Here is a 13,719-nt window from a genome sequence, read left to right as displayed (position 1 = left end):
CCTCAGGCCCCCAGCAGCCGGTCGCGTGCTTCGCGGTACTTGGCGGCGGTTTTCTCGATCACCTCGGCCGGCAGCGCCGGAGCGGGAGGCTGCTTGTTCCACGGGCGGCCGTCCACCGTGGCTTGCTCCAGCCAATCGCGCACGAATTGCTTGTCAAAGCTGGGCGGGTTGGTGCCCTCGGCATAGCCTTCGACCGGCCAAAAGCGGGAGGAATCGGGGGTGAGCACTTCGTCCATCAGCGTGAGGGTGCCGTACTCGTCCAGGCCGAATTCGAACTTGGTGTCGGCGATGATGATGCCGCGTGACAGCGCGTAGTCCGCGGCGCTGCGGTACAGCTCGATGGACACCGCGCGCACGCGCTCGGCCAGCTCGCCTCCGATGATCTGGCTCATGCGCTCGAAGGAGATGTTTTCGTCATGCTGGCCGATCTCGGCTTTGGTGGCCGGGGTGAAGATGGGCTCGGGCAGCCGGCTGGCGTTTTTCAGGCCGGCGGGCAGCTTCACGCCGCAGACCTCGCCGCTTTGCTGGTATTCCTTCCAGCCGCTGCCGGCCAGGTAGCCGCGCACCACGGCCTCCACCGGCAGGGGCTTGAGGCGTTTGACCAGCATGGCGCGGCCGCGCACCTGGTCCCGTTCGGCTTCGGTGACCACCTGCTGCGGGTCTTCGCCGGTGAGATGGTGGGGCACGATGTGACCCAGCTTGTCGAACCAGAACAGCGCCACTTCGGTGAGCAAGGCGCCTTTGCCGGGAATGGGCTCGCCCATCACCACGTCGAACGCCGAGAGGCGATCGGTGGCGATCATCAGAATGCGGTCGCTGCCCACGGCGTAGTTGTCACGCACCTTGCCGCGCGCCAGCAGGGGCAGTGAGTGGATCGAAGAGTGCAGCAGGGCGACGGTCACGACGGTTCTCCGGCAAAGAAAAAAGCCCGCCAGTCCAGCGGGCTCGACGTGGGCGGCTGGGCCGCGGGGTTCACTGCACCACTTGGGCCAGCTCGCCGGCCGCATAGCGGCGCGCCATTTCGGACAGGGGAATGGGTTTGATTTTACCGGCCTGACCTTCGCAGCCGAACTGCAGGTAGCGCGCCTTGCAGACCTGCTTGGCCGCTTCGCGCGCGGGTTTCATCCACTCGCGCATGTCGAATTTGTCGGGGTTCTCGGCCATGAACTTGCGGACCGCACCGGTCATGGCCAGGCGGATGTCGGTGTCGATGTTGATCTTGCGCACCCCATGCTTGATGGCTTCTTGAATCTCCTCGATGGGCACGCCATAGGTTTCCTTCATCTTGCCGCCGTACTGGTTGATGATGGCCAGCAGCTCCTGCGGCACCGAGGACGAGCCATGCATCACCAAATGCGTATTGGGGATGCGGGCATGGATTTCCTTCACGCGCGAGATCGCCAGGATGTCTCCGGTGGGCTTGCGGGTGAATTTGTAGGCGCCGTGGCTGGTGCCAATGGCAATGGCCAGCGCATCGAGCTGGGTGGCTTGCACGAAACGGGCGGCTTCTTCCGGGTCGGTCAACAAGGCGGAATGGTCGAGTTTGCCCTCGGCGCCGATGCCGTCTTCCTCACCGGCCATGCCGGTTTCCAGCGACCCCAGGCAGCCGAGCTCGCCTTCGACGGTGACGCCCACTTTGTGCGCCATCTCGACCACTTCGCGCGTGACCCTGACGTTGTACTCGAACGAGGCCGGGGTCTTGCCGTCTTCCAGCAGCGAGCCGTCCATCATCACCGAGCCAAAGCCCAGTTCGATGGCCCCTTGGCACACCTTGGGGGACGTGCCGTGGTCTTGGTGCATCACCAGCGGGATGTGCGGGTAGGCTTCGACGGCGGCCTGGATCAAGTGCTTGATGAAGCTCTCGCCCGCATACTTGCGCGCTCCTGCGCTGGCTTGCAGGATCACGGGCGCGCCCACTTCATCGGCCGCGGCCATCACGGCCTGGACTTGTTCGAGGTTGTTGACATTGAAGGCTGGGATGCCGTAGTTGTTTTCGGCGGCATGGTCCAGCAGTTGGCGCATCGAGACGAGTGGCATGGTGGGGCCTCTTGGAACGCTAGGAAATCGGTTGGATCGAGGGCGGATGGACCTAGGGCGGATGGACGCAGGTCTTGGGCCGGCGACAGATGAAACCGCACTGTAATTGCTCGGAATTCTACCGACCCCACTGCCGCTGAACGGTCTGGCCCCCTGGGGTGCGGGGACGAATGTCGCAGTGCAGCATGGGGTTTCCGCGCGGCCGAGGTGGCGCGCCCCGGCCGGGCATCTTAAAGTCGGCCGCTTTCCATTCTTGCCTGCCAACATGGGGAGCATCTGGCACGTGTGTTCTACGGGTTGGGCTCGTTGCGGCCGTGGGGCGATCGTTTCGACCCTGGGCCTGTGGGTGGCCGTCACGGGGGCTTGCGCCCAAGTGACCCAGATTCCCGACGGCCAGTGGCGCCATCTCATCGGCTTGGGCGCCAGCGTGGCCTCGGGCAACACGAAGGCCAGCAGTTTGAATGCCTCCCTCGACAGTGTCCGACTGACGTATGAGGACAAGTGGTCGCTTGCCGGCAGCGCATTGCAGTCGCGCACCGAAGGCAGCACGGCCGCGCGGCGTGCCGAACTCAAGACGCAGTACGACCGCGATCTGTCCTTGCAATGGTTCGGGTATGGCAGCGTGGCGGGCCTGCACGACGAGGCGGCGAACATCGAGTTCCGCGCATCGGTGGCTTCGGGGCTGGGCTATCACTTGCGTCGCACCGCAGACGGGTATTGGGACGTGTCCGCCGGCCTGGGCTACTCGCGTGACCGCTTCCTGGCACCCACGGTGATCGATGGACAGAGCCGTCGCAGCCGCGACCGTCTGGAGCTGGTGTTGGCGCAAGAGTCCACCACCTACCTGTCCGATGGTGCGCGCCTGAAGCAGCAAGCGCGGCTGCTGCCCAGCCTGCGCGATGCCGGTGAATTCCGCGCCGAGCTGTCCGCCGGCTTGAACGTGGCGATCAATGAACGCCTGAGTTTGACGGCCAGCCTCACGCACCGCTTCGACAGCCAGCCCGGTGCGGGCTTCAGCAAATCGGACACGCAGTTCGTGACGGGTGTGTCGCTCGGACTGGATTGAGCCCGGCCAGTCTCAGCCGCCGACGCGACAGATCTTGAGCATGTTGGTGCCGCCGGGGTAGCCCATCGGTTCGCCGCAGGTGATGGCGTAGGTGTCGCCCGGCTTGAGGACGCCGCGCTCGACCAGCAGGGCCTCGGCTTTGTGCAAGGCTTCGTCACGGTCTTGGTAGGCGGGCATCAGCAGCGGTCGCACGTTACGGTACAAGGCCATCTTGCGCTGCGAGACGAGCTGAGAGGTCAGACCGAAGATCGGCACATGGATCTTGTGCCGACTCATCCACAACGCGGTGGAGCCCGACTCGGTCAATGCGATGATGGCCTTGCAGCCCAGGTGGTGGGCGGTGAAGAGTGCCCCCATCGCGATGGCCTGATCGATGCGGCCGAACTTCTTGTTCACGAAATCGGAGTCCAGCGCGATCTCTTCGGCCCGCTCGGCTTCCAGGGCGATGAGCGCCATGTGCTCGATGGTTTCCACCGGGTACTTGCCTGCGGCGGTTTCGGCGCTGAGCATCACGGCGTCGGTGCCGTCGAGCACCGCGTTGGCCACGTCGCTGACCTCGGCGCGCGTGGGCACGGGGTTGACGATCATCGACTCCATCATCTGCGTGGCGGTGATGACCACCTTGTCCATCTCGCGCGCCAAGCGGATCATGCGCTTTTGCAGCGCCGGCACGGCGGCATTGCCCACCTCCACGGCCAGATCGCCTCGCGCGACCATGATGCCGTCGCTGGCTTTGAGGATGCCCTCCAGCTGCGGGATGGCCTCGCTGCGTTCGATCTTGGCAATCAAGGCCGGCTTGTGCCGCCATGGCTCACCGGCCACGTTGGCCAGCTGGCGTGCCATTTCCATGTCGGTGGCGCTCTTGGGGAAGCTGACGGCCAGGTATTCGCACTGGAAACTCATCGCGGTGCGAATGTCTTCCATGTCCTTGGCCGTCAGCGCCGGGGCGGTGAGCCCGCCGCCTTGCTTGTTGATGCCTTTGTTGTTGGACAGCTCGCCGCCGATTTTCACGCGGGTGTGCACCGCATCGCCGACCACGCGCTCGACGTTGAGCACGATCAAGCCGTCATTGAGCAGCAAAGTGTCGCCCGGCTTCACGTCGCGCGGCAGTTCCTTGTAGTCCAGGCCCACGCGTTCGTTGTTGCCCAGCTCCGACCAGCTGGCATCCAGGATGAAGGTCTGACCGGCCTCCAGCAGGGTCTTGCCGCCTTCGAACTTGCCCACCCGGATCTTGGGGCCTTGCAAGTCGGCCATGATGGCGACTTCCTTGCCGGCACGCTGGGCGGCTTCGCGCACCAGCGCGGCGCGCTCGATGTGGTCTTGCGCCGTGCCGTGCGAGAAATTCAAGCGCACCACATCGACCCCGGCGCGGATCATGCGCTCCAGGATCTCGGGGGTGGACGACGCAGGGCCGAGGGTGGCGACGATCTTGGTGGCGCGGGTCATGATGGCTTGTCTCCGGTGAGGATGTAACTTTATTCCATTTCGCAGGCCGTCTGAAGGCCTACGGAGTTACATCCCCTTGCGGGACCGACCGCACGCCGCGTCAACCTGCCGCGCGTCGGGCCAGGATCTCGAAGGCGGGCAGCTGTTTGCCTTCGAGCACTTCCAGGAAGGCGCCGCCGCCGGTGGAGATGTAGCCCACGTCCTTCTCGATGCCATATTTGGCAATGGCCGCCAGGGTGTCGCCGCCGCCGGCGATCGAAAACGCCTTGGAGGCCGCGATGGCACGGGCCAGCGTCTCGGTGCCCTTGGAAAACGCCTCGAACTCGAACACGCCCACCGGCCCGTTCCAGACGATGGTGCCGGCGGCTTGGAGCTGCTGGGCCAGCATTGCCGCGGTCTGCGGGCCGATGTCCAGGATCAAATCGTCCTCGGCCACGTCGGTGGCGGCCTTGACGGTGGCCGTGGCATCGGCCTTGAATGCCTTGGCCACGACCACATCGACCGGGATCGGCACGGCCGCGCCGCGGGCTTGCATGGCGTCCATCACGGCGCGGGCCTCACCCACCAGATCGGGCTCGGCCAGCGACTTGCCGATGGGCAGGCCGGCGGCCTGCATGAAGGTGTTGGCGATGCCTCCGCCGACGATGAGCTGGTCGACCTTCCTGGCCAGGCTTTGCAAGATGGTGAGCTTGGTGCTGACCTTGGAGCCGGCCACGATGGCCACCAGCGGACGCTTCGGCTCGGCCAAGGCGCGGGTGATGGCATCGATTTCGGCGGCCAACAGCGGGCCGGCGCAGGCCACTTTCGCAAATTGCGCGATGCCGTAAGTGGAGGCCTCGGCGCGGTGGGCGGTGCCGAAGGCGTCATGCACGAAGATGTCGCACAGCGCCGCCATCTTGCGCGCCAGCGTTTCGTCGTTTTTCTTTTCGCCTTTGTTCAGGCGGCAGTTCTCCAGCAGCACGACTTGTCCGGGCTGCACGTCCACGCCGTCGACCCAGTCGGTGCGCAGCGGCACGTCCCGTCCGAGCAGCTCGCCCAAGCGCCGTGCCACCGGGGCGAGCGAATCTTCGGGTTTGAATTCGCCTTCGGTGGGGCGCCCCAGATGCGAGGTCACCATCACCGCGGCGCCGGCCTTCAAAGCCATCTCGATGCAAGGCACCGACGCGCGAATGCGGGTGTCTTCCGTGATGCGTCCGGCCTCATCCAGTGGCACGTTCAGATCGGCACGAATGAAGACACGCCGCCCAGCCACCTGGCCTTGGGCGATCAGATCGGTAAAACGAAGCACGTTCATGGCAAAGGGCGGGCAGTGGCAGGAAAGGAGAACCCAAGATTTTAGAGGGGCAGGGCAAGGGCCTTCCCTACCCAAGGCTGGGGGCCGGCGGCTTGTCATGCATCAATTTCGGGTGTACAAGGTCATCAATGCTCGCTTCGTCCACTTCCTTTGTGACGTAAGGAGGGCACCATGCGCAGACGCATTTATTGGCTTCTGCCCGACCTGGCCAGCGCCAGGCGGACGATGGATGATCTTTTGCTGGCGCGCATCGCCGAGCCCCACATCCACTTCGTGGCACGGGATGACATCGACATGAGCGGCCTGCATGCCGCCAACGTGCTGCAGACCTCCGACGTGTTGCGCGCCGCCCAGCTCGGGCTGGTGATCGGCGGTGTGGTGGGCACGGTCGCGGGTGTGGTCGTGGCGATCTTCTTTCCCATCGTCGGCGATTCGCCGCAATGGGGCGTGGCTGCGGTGCTGGCGGTGCTGGGCGGATTGTTCGGGGCCTGGGCGGCCAGCATGATCGGCATCTCCACGCCCAGCCACCGTCTGGAGCGTTTCCGGCCGGCCATCGAGCAAGGGCAGATCCTGCTGATGGTCGATGTGCCGCGCTCACGGGTGGCCGAGATCGAGGCCCGGCTGCAGGCTTTGCATCCGGAGGCCCATCTCGAAGGCGTCGAACCCAACATCCCGGCCTTTCCCTGAATGTGCGGCGTGTGGCCCGGCGCTGGGCCGGGTCGCCTCGCTTGGGTCTGAGGAGGCAAGACCATGGAACTGCATTTGTCGACCTGGCGCTCGGGCTCGAGCCGCCCGGATTGGACGGCTGCGGCCGTCTCTGGCTTGGCTGCCGGGGCCGTGCTGATGGTGCTCGAACTGTTCTGGGCCGCCAGCATGGGCGGCGATGGACCTTGGCGGCTGCCCCACATGGTGGCCGCTCTCGTTTTGGGCGCCGACTGGCTGGAGACGGCCGCGGCGCAGGGCTACGCCTTCCATGCCGGCGTGGTGGCCGCCGCACTGCTGGTGCACTATGCCCTGGGGATGCTGTTCGGCCTGGCCCTGGGGGCGCTGGTGTCCTGGTGGCGCTTGGACAGCCTGCTGGGCCGCATGGAGGCGCTCGGGGCTGCGTTCGGGGTGTTGCTCTACGTGGTCAATTTCCATGGACTGGCGCACGGCTTCCCGTGGTTCCTGGACCTGCGTGGTGGGGCCACTCTGATGGCGCACCTGGTGTTCGGCATCTGTGCTGCGCTGCTGTACTGGAAGCTCGCGCGGCGCCGCTCCGACGCTTGATCGCCGTGGGGTGCGCTCGAGTGGGAGGTCGGCATGGTCATCGCGGCGGTCCTGCTGGTCATCGTCGTGGGGTCGGTGGCTTTCCACCTGCTCACGCCCTGGTGGACCACGCCCTTGGCCAGCCATTGGCAGCGCATGGACGACACCCTGACCATCACGGTGGTCATCACGGGGATTTTTTTCATCGCGATCAATCTGTTCGTGGCCTACGCGATATGGCGCTATCGCCATCGTGAGGGGCATCGCGCGACCTACGAACCGGAGAATCATCGCCTGGAGCGCTGGTTGATCGGCATCACGACGGGGGGCATCGTCGGGTTGCTGGCCCCGGGCCTGGTGGTCTATGCGGACTACGTCCGTGCGCCCCCGGATGCGCTGCAGCTGGAGGTGGTGGGCTATCAGTGGCAATGGCGTTTCCGCATGCCTGGGCCCAGCGGCGAGTTTGGCCGCACCGATGTGCGCTTCGTCAGCCCGACCAATCCCTTGGGCCTGGATCCGAGCGATCCGGCCGGCCAGGATGATGTGATCATCGACGCTGGCGAGGTGCTGTTGCCAGTGGATCGTCCGGTCAAGGTGACGATGCGCTCGGTCGATGTGCTGCACGACTTTTACGTGCCCCAGTTTCGGGCCCGTATGAATTTGGTGCCGGGGCAGGTCAGCACGTTTTGGTTCACGCCCACGCGCACCGGGCGTTACGAGGCCATGTGTGCCCAGCTGTGTGGCCTGGGACATTCGGCGATGCGCGCTCACGTGGTGGTGGCCGAGGCCTCGCAGTTCCAAGCCTGGATGGCACAGCAGCCCAGCTTCGCCCGCACGCAAACGCCACCGTCGGCCGCCGAGGGCGACCCGGTGGCCCTGGGGCGCGCGTTGGCGCAGTCCAAGGGCTGCGTGGCCTGTCACAGCAGCGATGGAAGCCCCAGCGTGGGGCCCACTTGGAAAGGCTTGTACGGCAAGCTGGAGACGCTCGAGGATGGCCGGCGAGTGCGCGTGGACGAGCAATTCCTGCGCGACTTCATCCGCGATCCCAAGGCCATGAGCATCCAGGGCTTCCCGCCGGTGATGCCGCGCATCGAGCTCAGCGAGGCGGAGCTCGATGCGCTGGTGGCGCACATCAAGTCCCTGGCCACGCCCTGAGGGGGGGTCGATGAGCATGCAAGACACCGTCCACCACATGCAGGATGAGGCGCACGAGCCCCGCAGCTTCTGGCGCCGCTATGTCTGGAGCCAAGACCACAAGGTCATTGCGATCCAGTACGCCGGAACCGCCATCTTCGTCGGTCTGGTCGGGTTGGTGTTGTCGCACCTGATGCGGTTGCAACTGGGTTTTCCCGGCAGTTTCGAGTTCATCAATCCCGAGCGTTACTACCAGTTCGTCACGATGCACGGGATGATCATGGTGATCTACCTGCTCACCGCGCTCTTTCTCGGCGGCTTTGGCAATTACCTGATTCCGTTGATGGTGGGGGCTCGCGACATGGTCTTCCCCTACCTCAACATGCTGAGCTACTGGGTGTACTTGTTGTCGGTGATCGTGCTGCTGGCCAGCTTCTTCGTGCCAGGGGGACCCACTGGCGCGGGCTGGACGCTTTATCCGCCGCAGGCCATCCTGCCGGGCACGCCGGGGCACGACTGGGGCATCATCCTGATGCTGGTGTCGCTGCTGATCTTCATCGTGGCAGCTACCATGGGCGGCCTCAACTATGTCACCACCGTACTGCAGGCCCGCACGCGAGGCATGACCCTGCTGCGCATGCCGCTGACGGTGTGGGGCATCTTCGTGGCCACCATCTTGGCACTGCTGGCTTTTCCGGCGCTGTTCGTCAGCGGCGTGATGATGTTGCTGGACAAGACCGTGGGCACCAGCTTCTTCATGCCGGCCTTGGTGTCGCTGGGTCAGGCCACGGACTACAAAGGCGGCAGCCCGCTGCTGTTCCAACACTTGTTCTGGTTCTTCGGGCACCCCGAGGTCTACATCGTGGCGCTGCCGGCCTTCGGCATCGTTTCCGATCTGATCAGCGTGCACGCACGCAAAGCCATCTTCGGATACCGAACGATGGTGTGGGCCATCGTGATCATCGGCGGCCTGAGCTTCATCGTGTGGGCGCATCACATGTTCGTCAGCGGCATGAATCCCTATTTCGGGTTTTTCTTTGCCACCAGTACGCTGATCATCGCGGTGCCCACGGCCATCAAGGTCTACAACTGGGTGCTCACGCTGTGGCGTGGGGACATCCACCTGTCGGTGCCGATGCTGTTCTCGCTGGCCTTCCTGTGCACCTTCGTGATCGGCGGGCTCACGGGGCTGTTCCTGGGCAATGTCAGTGTCGACATTCCGCTGTCGGGCACCTATTTCGTCGTGGCGCACTTCCACATGGTGATGGGCGTGGCGCCCATCCTGGTGGTGTTTGGCGGCATCTATCACTGGTTCCCGAAGATCACCGGGCGCATGCTGGATGACCGTCTGGGCCACCTGCATTTCTGGGTGACTTTTCTTGGCACCTATGCGATTTACTTTCCGATGCACTACCTGGGCGTGCTGGGGATGCCGCGGCGCTACTACTCCTACGAGATTTACGACTTCGTCCCGCCGTCGGCCGATGCGCTCAATGTCTTCATCACGGTGGTGGCGATCTTCGTGGGCGTGGCGCAACTCGTTTTTCTCTACAACTTGGTGTGGAGCGCCTTCAAAGGCCGGCGGGCCGACCCCAACCCCTGGCGCGCGGCTTCGCTGGAGTGGTACACGCCCGATACACCGCCGCGCCATGGCAACTGGGGGCCGTCGCTGCCCGTGGTCTACCGTTGGGCCTATGCCTACAGCGTGCCGGGAGCGCCGCGAGACTACATCGCTCAGACCGAGCCGCCCGAGGTTGGCGGGATGGAGCCACAACGACCGTCGGGCGCTGCCGAGATTCGGGGGGTGCGCGCATGAATACCACCGCGATGTCTTTGGTGTCGGACCGTGCGGCCGAGGTACCGCGTCCGCAGGCCCTGGGCCTGGGGGTGTGGGTGATGATCGGCGTGGGCAGTGCGCTGTTCGGCCTGTTCCTGGCGGCCTATGTGATGCGCATGGACGGCGGGGACTGGGCGCCCGTGGCCCTGCCTTGGCAGGTGGGGCTGAGCACCGCGCTGCTGGTGCTGGTCAGCCTCGTGCTGCAGCGCGCCTCTGGCGCTGCGGCGGCCGGACGGCGTGCGGCCGCCCGTGCAGCCCTGGGGGCGGGCGGGTGGCTGGCGCTGGCGTTTCTGGCCACGCAAGCCTGGGCTTGGACAGCGTTGCGTAGCGCCGAGGTGATGCCGGTGGGCAATCCGGCAGCCAGCTTTTTCTACCTGCTCACGGCCATGCACGCCCTGCATGTGCTGGGTGGCTTGGTGGGCTGGGGCGTGGCGCTGCGTGGCTTGACCCACGCAGCGCAGGTCCAGGAGGTGGCTTGGCGGCTCGGGCTGTGCGCGCGCTACTGGCACTTCTTGCTGGCCGTGTGGATCGTGCTCGTGGCCGCGTTGGGATGGCTCACGCCCGAGCTCGTGGCCTACCTGTGCGGCACGGCCTGAGGAGACCGACATGAGCAGCATCCCAGTGCCTCCGTCCTTGCCGGCAGGCGCGGCCCGTGCCGGGGCTGGCCGCTGGCGCGAGCTGGTGGCCGATTGGTCCAGCGACTGCCAAGCCTTCCAGGTGTCCTGGGGCAAGGCGATGATGTGGATCTTTCTGCTCAGCGACACCTTCGTCTTCGGCTCTTTCCTGACCGGCTACATGACGGTACGGGCCTCGACCACCGTGGACTGGCCCAACGTCAGCCAGGTGTTTTCGCTGCACGTGGGCGGGACGGAAGTGCCGCTGCTGCTGATTGCCATCATGACCTTCGTGCTGATCACCAGCAGCGGCACGATGGCCATGGCCGTGAACTGCGCCTACCGGCGCGACAAGGTCAATGCCGCGGCCCTGATGCTGCTGACCGCCGCGCTGGGCGAGACCTTCGTTCTGATGCAAGCCTTCGAATGGTCCAAGCTCATCCTGGAGGGGGTGCGGCCCTGGGAGAATCCTTTTGGCGCGGCCCAGTTCGGCGCCAGCTTTTTCATGATCACCGGTTTCCATGGCCTGCATGTCACGGGTGGGGTGATCCTGCTGTTCGTGGTGAGCTGGAAGCTGCTGCGTGGGGATTACGACCGTCGCGGCAATTACCAGATCGTCGAGATCGTCGGACTGTACTGGCACTTCGTCGATCTGGTGTGGGTCTTCATCTTCGCGTTCTTCTACTTGTGGTGAGGGGCTCATGGACCAAGAACATCCGCAACAGCACCCCATCAGCCTGTACCTCAAGATCTGGGGGTTGCTCTTCGTGCTCAGTGCGCTGTCGTACTTGGTGGATTACTTCCAGATTCAGGGCCTGTGGCGGTGGAGCCTGATCCTGATTTTCATGCTGCTGAAGGCCGGGTTGATCATGGCGGTCTTCATGCACTTGGCTTGGGAGCGTGTGGCACTGGTCACGGCCATCGTGCTGCCGCCGCTGTTGCTGCTGGTGCTGGTGGGCCTGATGGCGGCCGAGGCCGACCACACGCTCGCCTCCAGACTGGCCTTTTTCCGCTGAGAGGTCGTTCGATGGCGGGGCCTTCGATCGGTCGTGTGCGGCCACGCGGGCCGAGGCTGGCCGCCGTTGCGTCGGCCCTTCCTTGGCGGGCCTATCTGGCGCTGACCAAGCCGCGTGTGGTGCTGTTGATGCTGTTCACCGCCTGGGTCGGCATGTGGCTGGCGCGACCGCGGCATCCCGATCCCGGGACCGTGCTGGCCGGCCTGCTGGGCATCGGTCTGATGGCCGCCAGCGCTGCGGCGATCAACCATGTGGTGGACCGCCATGTGGACGCACGCATGGCACGCACCCGGCGGCGACCTTTGCCCAGCGGACAGTTGGGTGCCGTGCAGGTGATGATGTTTGCGCTGCTGCTGGGCTTGGGCGGCTGGGCGGTGCTGTGGTGGGGCACCAACCCGCTGTGCGCGGTGCTCACGCTGGCCTCGCTCGTGGGCTATGCGGGTCTGTACAGCCTGTACCTGAAGCAGGCCACGCCACAGAACATCGTGATCGGCGGAGCGGCTGGCGCAGCCCCGCCGCTGCTGGGCTGGGTGGCCGTCACGGGGCAGGTCGAGCCGGGCGCGTGGCTGCTGTTCCTCATCATTTTCATCTGGACGCCGCCGCATTTCTGGGCCTTGGCCATCGACCGGCGGGATGACTATGCACGCGCAGGGGTGCCGATGCTGCCGGTCACCCACGGCGTGGCCTACACGGCGCGGCGGGTGCTGGGCTACGCACTGGCCTTGGTGCCGGTCAGCCTGTTACCGGTGGCCCTTGGCATGGGCGGTTGGCTCTACCTGGCCGGGGCGGTGCTGCTGGGCCTGCGCTTCGTCGCCATGGCCTGGAGGTTGCAGCGCGACCTGCGCGTGGCGTTGCCGCTGTTTCGCTATTCGATCGGCTACCTGTTCGGGTTGTTCGTGCTGTTGCTGGTCGAAGCCACGTGGGCTTCGTGAGCGTTCTCACCAGCCCAGTCCGAGCCGCAGCGGCAGGTACAGCGCCATGCCCACCACGATGGTGCCCAGGATGTCGCGGCGCCAGAAGTAGTAGGCCGTGGCCGCGACCAAGCCGAACAGGCGCGCATCGCGCCAAGTCGTGATCAATTGCCCATGCGTCATCAGCACTTCGGGGGCGATCACGGCCGCCAATGCCGCCAGAGGGGCGTACTTCAGCCCGCGCTTGACCCAGCCAGGCAGGGGCAGCTCGCGGCTTGGCAACAAAAAGAAGCTGCGCGTGATCACGGTGATCACGGCCAGCCCGCTGATCGTCAGGAGGGCTTCCCAGCCATTCATGTGTCGGCTCCGCGCCGGTGCATGCGCTTGTAGGCCCGCTCGGCGGTTTCCATCATCAGGCCGGCAGCCACTGCAGCGGCAATGGCCACCACGATGTTCAGTTTCAGCGGCAGCGCATAGGCCGCCACGGCGGCAGCACTGGCCACCGCCGCGGCCACCCAGGTGGCGCGCTCGCCCAACAGCGAGCACATCACCCCCAGCAGCGCCAGCACGCCGGCAAAACCCAGCCCCCATGCGGGCGGAATCGCATGGGCCAGCACGATGCCCAGCACCGAGGCGCTTTGCCAGGCGATCCAGTTCGTCGCCACGCCGCCCCAGTAGTAGGGCATCTGATCGTCCACCCGGTGCGTGGGCTCGGGAAAGCGCTTCATGAACAGCACGTAGTTCAAGTCCCCGCTGAAATAGCCCAGCACGCAGCGCTGGTGCAAAGGAAAGCGCGCAAAGTAGGGCCGCCACATGGCGCTGAAGATCACGAAGCGCAGGTTCACGCAGGTGGCTGCCGCCCAGACCACCCACATCGGCGCGCCGGCGGCCATCAGCGGCAAGGCCGTGAGTTGGGCACTGCCGGCGAACACGAAGAAGGTCATGAACAGCGCCAACGGCACCGACAAGCCCGATTTGACCATGGCCACGCCAGTGACCAGCCCCCAGGCGGCGATGCCCAGCGCCAAGCTGACCATGTGACGGGCGCCGAGGCGGAATTCGGGATGGCGCCAGACGGCGCGTAGTTGCGAGAGGTTCATGCAAGCGACAGTAAAA

15 protein-coding genes are annotated in these 13,719 nt (G+C 65.4%); 9 read left to right on the top strand and 6 right to left on the bottom strand.

Going from position 1 to position 13,719, the window contains the following annotated elements; all coding sequences use genetic code 11:
• Positions 1–2: 2 nt before the first annotated feature.
• On the bottom strand, positions 3–902 hold the full coding sequence (locus CTA01S_RS02675) for a phosphoribosylaminoimidazolesuccinocarboxamide synthase (RefSeq protein WP_062191875.1): 900 nt from the start codon (positions 900–902) through the stop codon (positions 3–5).
• 70 nt (positions 903–972) lie between these two features.
• On the bottom strand, positions 973–2,037 hold the full coding sequence (gene fba, locus CTA01S_RS02670) for a class II fructose-bisphosphate aldolase (RefSeq protein ID WP_026330331.1): 1,065 nt from the start codon (positions 2,035–2,037) through the stop codon (positions 973–975).
• 265 nt (positions 2,038–2,302) lie between these two features.
• On the opposite strand from fba, the gene CTA01S_RS02665 reads away from it, so the two are divergent.
• Positions 2,303–3,103: a DUF481 domain-containing protein gene (locus CTA01S_RS02665; RefSeq protein ID WP_084362265.1), complete on the top strand. Its 801-nt coding sequence runs from the start codon at positions 2,303–2,305 to the stop codon at positions 3,101–3,103.
• 12 nt (positions 3,104–3,115) lie between these two features.
• On the opposite strand, the gene pyk is transcribed toward CTA01S_RS02665, so the two are convergent.
• Together pyk and CTA01S_RS02655 are read right to left on the bottom strand one after the other, a co-directional pair.
• Entirely contained in the window at positions 3,116–4,549 is a 1,434-nt protein-coding gene (gene pyk, locus CTA01S_RS02660) for a pyruvate kinase (protein WP_019561805.1), read from the bottom strand.
• 100 nt (positions 4,550–4,649) lie between these two features.
• A complete protein-coding gene (locus CTA01S_RS02655; protein WP_062191868.1) occupies positions 4,650–5,843 on the bottom strand; it encodes a phosphoglycerate kinase in 1,194 nt (397 codons plus the stop codon).
• 171 nt (positions 5,844–6,014) lie between these two features.
• Here CTA01S_RS02655 and CTA01S_RS02650 point away from each other — a divergent pair, with 171 nt between their 5' ends.
• The 8 genes from CTA01S_RS02650 (at position 6,015) to CTA01S_RS02615 (ending at position 12,624) form a co-directional block, all read left to right on the top strand.
• Positions 6,015–6,530 (top strand): hypothetical protein, encoded by a 516-nt coding sequence (locus CTA01S_RS02650; protein WP_019561803.1) that lies wholly within the window; start codon positions 6,015–6,017, stop codon positions 6,528–6,530.
• Between the two features lie 63 nt (positions 6,531–6,593).
• Positions 6,594–7,112 carry a hypothetical protein gene (locus tag CTA01S_RS02645; protein ID WP_062191864.1) on the top strand — a complete coding sequence of 173 codons (519 nt, stop codon included), beginning with the start codon at positions 6,594–6,596 and terminating at the stop codon, positions 7,110–7,112.
• Between the two features lie 33 nt (positions 7,113–7,145).
• Positions 7,146–8,246: a cytochrome c oxidase subunit II gene (locus tag CTA01S_RS02640; RefSeq protein ID WP_062191860.1), complete on the top strand. Its 1,101-nt coding sequence runs from the start codon at positions 7,146–7,148 to the stop codon at positions 8,244–8,246.
• Positions 8,247–8,256: 10 nt separating this feature from the next.
• Positions 8,257–10,041, top strand: coding sequence for a cytochrome c oxidase subunit I (ctaD, locus tag CTA01S_RS02635; RefSeq protein ID WP_062191856.1), 1,785 nt, complete (start codon positions 8,257–8,259; stop codon positions 10,039–10,041).
• Entirely contained in the window at positions 10,038–10,658 is a 621-nt protein-coding gene (locus tag CTA01S_RS02630; protein ID WP_062191851.1) for a cytochrome c oxidase subunit 3, read from the top strand. The genes ctaD and CTA01S_RS02630 overlap by 4 nt, the downstream gene beginning before the upstream one ends.
• A 10-nt stretch (positions 10,659–10,668) precedes the next feature.
• Positions 10,669–11,370 (top strand): cytochrome c oxidase subunit 3, encoded by a 702-nt coding sequence (locus tag CTA01S_RS02625; RefSeq protein ID WP_062191847.1) that lies wholly within the window; start codon positions 10,669–10,671, stop codon positions 11,368–11,370.
• A 7-nt stretch (positions 11,371–11,377) separates the two neighbouring features.
• Positions 11,378–11,692 carry a cytochrome C oxidase subunit IV family protein gene (locus CTA01S_RS02620; RefSeq protein WP_019561797.1) on the top strand — a complete coding sequence of 105 codons (315 nt, stop codon included), beginning with the start codon at positions 11,378–11,380 and terminating at the stop codon, positions 11,690–11,692.
• An 11-nt stretch (positions 11,693–11,703) separates the two neighbouring features.
• Positions 11,704–12,624 carry a heme o synthase gene (locus CTA01S_RS02615; protein WP_019561796.1) on the top strand — a complete coding sequence of 307 codons (921 nt, stop codon included), beginning with the start codon at positions 11,704–11,706 and terminating at the stop codon, positions 12,622–12,624.
• A gap of 6 nt (positions 12,625–12,630) precedes the next feature.
• On the opposite strand, the gene CTA01S_RS02610 is transcribed toward CTA01S_RS02615, so the two are convergent.
• Together CTA01S_RS02610 and CTA01S_RS02605 are read right to left on the bottom strand one after the other, a co-directional pair.
• Entirely contained in the window at positions 12,631–12,960 is a 330-nt protein-coding gene (locus CTA01S_RS02610) for an AzlD domain-containing protein (RefSeq protein WP_062191843.1), read from the bottom strand.
• Positions 12,957–13,703 (bottom strand): AzlC family ABC transporter permease, encoded by a 747-nt coding sequence (locus tag CTA01S_RS02605; RefSeq protein WP_019561794.1) that lies wholly within the window; start codon positions 13,701–13,703, stop codon positions 12,957–12,959. The genes CTA01S_RS02610 and CTA01S_RS02605 overlap by 4 nt, the downstream gene beginning before the upstream one ends.
• Positions 13,704–13,719 lie beyond the last annotated feature (16 nt).

This window comes from Caldimonas taiwanensis NBRC 104434 (genome assembly GCF_001592165.1).
In the GTDB taxonomy this organism is placed as follows: Bacteria; Pseudomonadota; Gammaproteobacteria; order Burkholderiales; family Burkholderiaceae_C; genus Caldimonas; species Caldimonas manganoxidans.
This window is presented reverse-complemented; position numbering and strand designations above follow the sequence as displayed.

Coding starts and splice junctions, on each gene's coding strand:
- fba (WP_026330331.1), bottom strand. CDS start 2,037: ATGCCACTCGTCTCGATGCGCCAACTGCTGGACCATGCCGCCGAAAAC.
- CTA01S_RS02665 (WP_084362265.1), top strand. CDS start 2,303: ATGGGGAGCATCTGGCACGTGTGTTCTACGGGTTGGGCTCGTTGCGGC.
- pyk (WP_019561805.1), bottom strand. CDS start 4,549: ATGACCCGCGCCACCAAGATCGTCGCCACCCTCGGCCCTGCGTCGTCC.
- CTA01S_RS02655 (WP_062191868.1), bottom strand. CDS start 5,843: ATGAACGTGCTTCGTTTTACCGATCTGATCGCCCAAGGCCAGGTGGCT.
- CTA01S_RS02650 (WP_019561803.1), top strand. CDS start 6,015: ATGCGCAGACGCATTTATTGGCTTCTGCCCGACCTGGCCAGCGCCAGG.
- CTA01S_RS02645 (WP_062191864.1), top strand. CDS start 6,594: ATGGAACTGCATTTGTCGACCTGGCGCTCGGGCTCGAGCCGCCCGGAT.
- CTA01S_RS02640 (WP_062191860.1), top strand. CDS start 7,146: ATGGTCATCGCGGCGGTCCTGCTGGTCATCGTCGTGGGGTCGGTGGCT.
- ctaD (WP_062191856.1), top strand. CDS start 8,257: ATGAGCATGCAAGACACCGTCCACCACATGCAGGATGAGGCGCACGAG.
- CTA01S_RS02630 (WP_062191851.1), top strand. CDS start 10,038: ATGAATACCACCGCGATGTCTTTGGTGTCGGACCGTGCGGCCGAGGTA.
- CTA01S_RS02625 (WP_062191847.1), top strand. CDS start 10,669: ATGAGCAGCATCCCAGTGCCTCCGTCCTTGCCGGCAGGCGCGGCCCGT.
- CTA01S_RS02620 (WP_019561797.1), top strand. CDS start 11,378: ATGGACCAAGAACATCCGCAACAGCACCCCATCAGCCTGTACCTCAAG.
- CTA01S_RS02615 (WP_019561796.1), top strand. CDS start 11,704: ATGGCGGGGCCTTCGATCGGTCGTGTGCGGCCACGCGGGCCGAGGCTG.
- CTA01S_RS02610 (WP_062191843.1), bottom strand. CDS start 12,960: ATGAATGGCTGGGAAGCCCTCCTGACGATCAGCGGGCTGGCCGTGATC.
- CTA01S_RS02605 (WP_019561794.1), bottom strand. CDS start 13,703: ATGAACCTCTCGCAACTACGCGCCGTCTGGCGCCATCCCGAATTCCGC.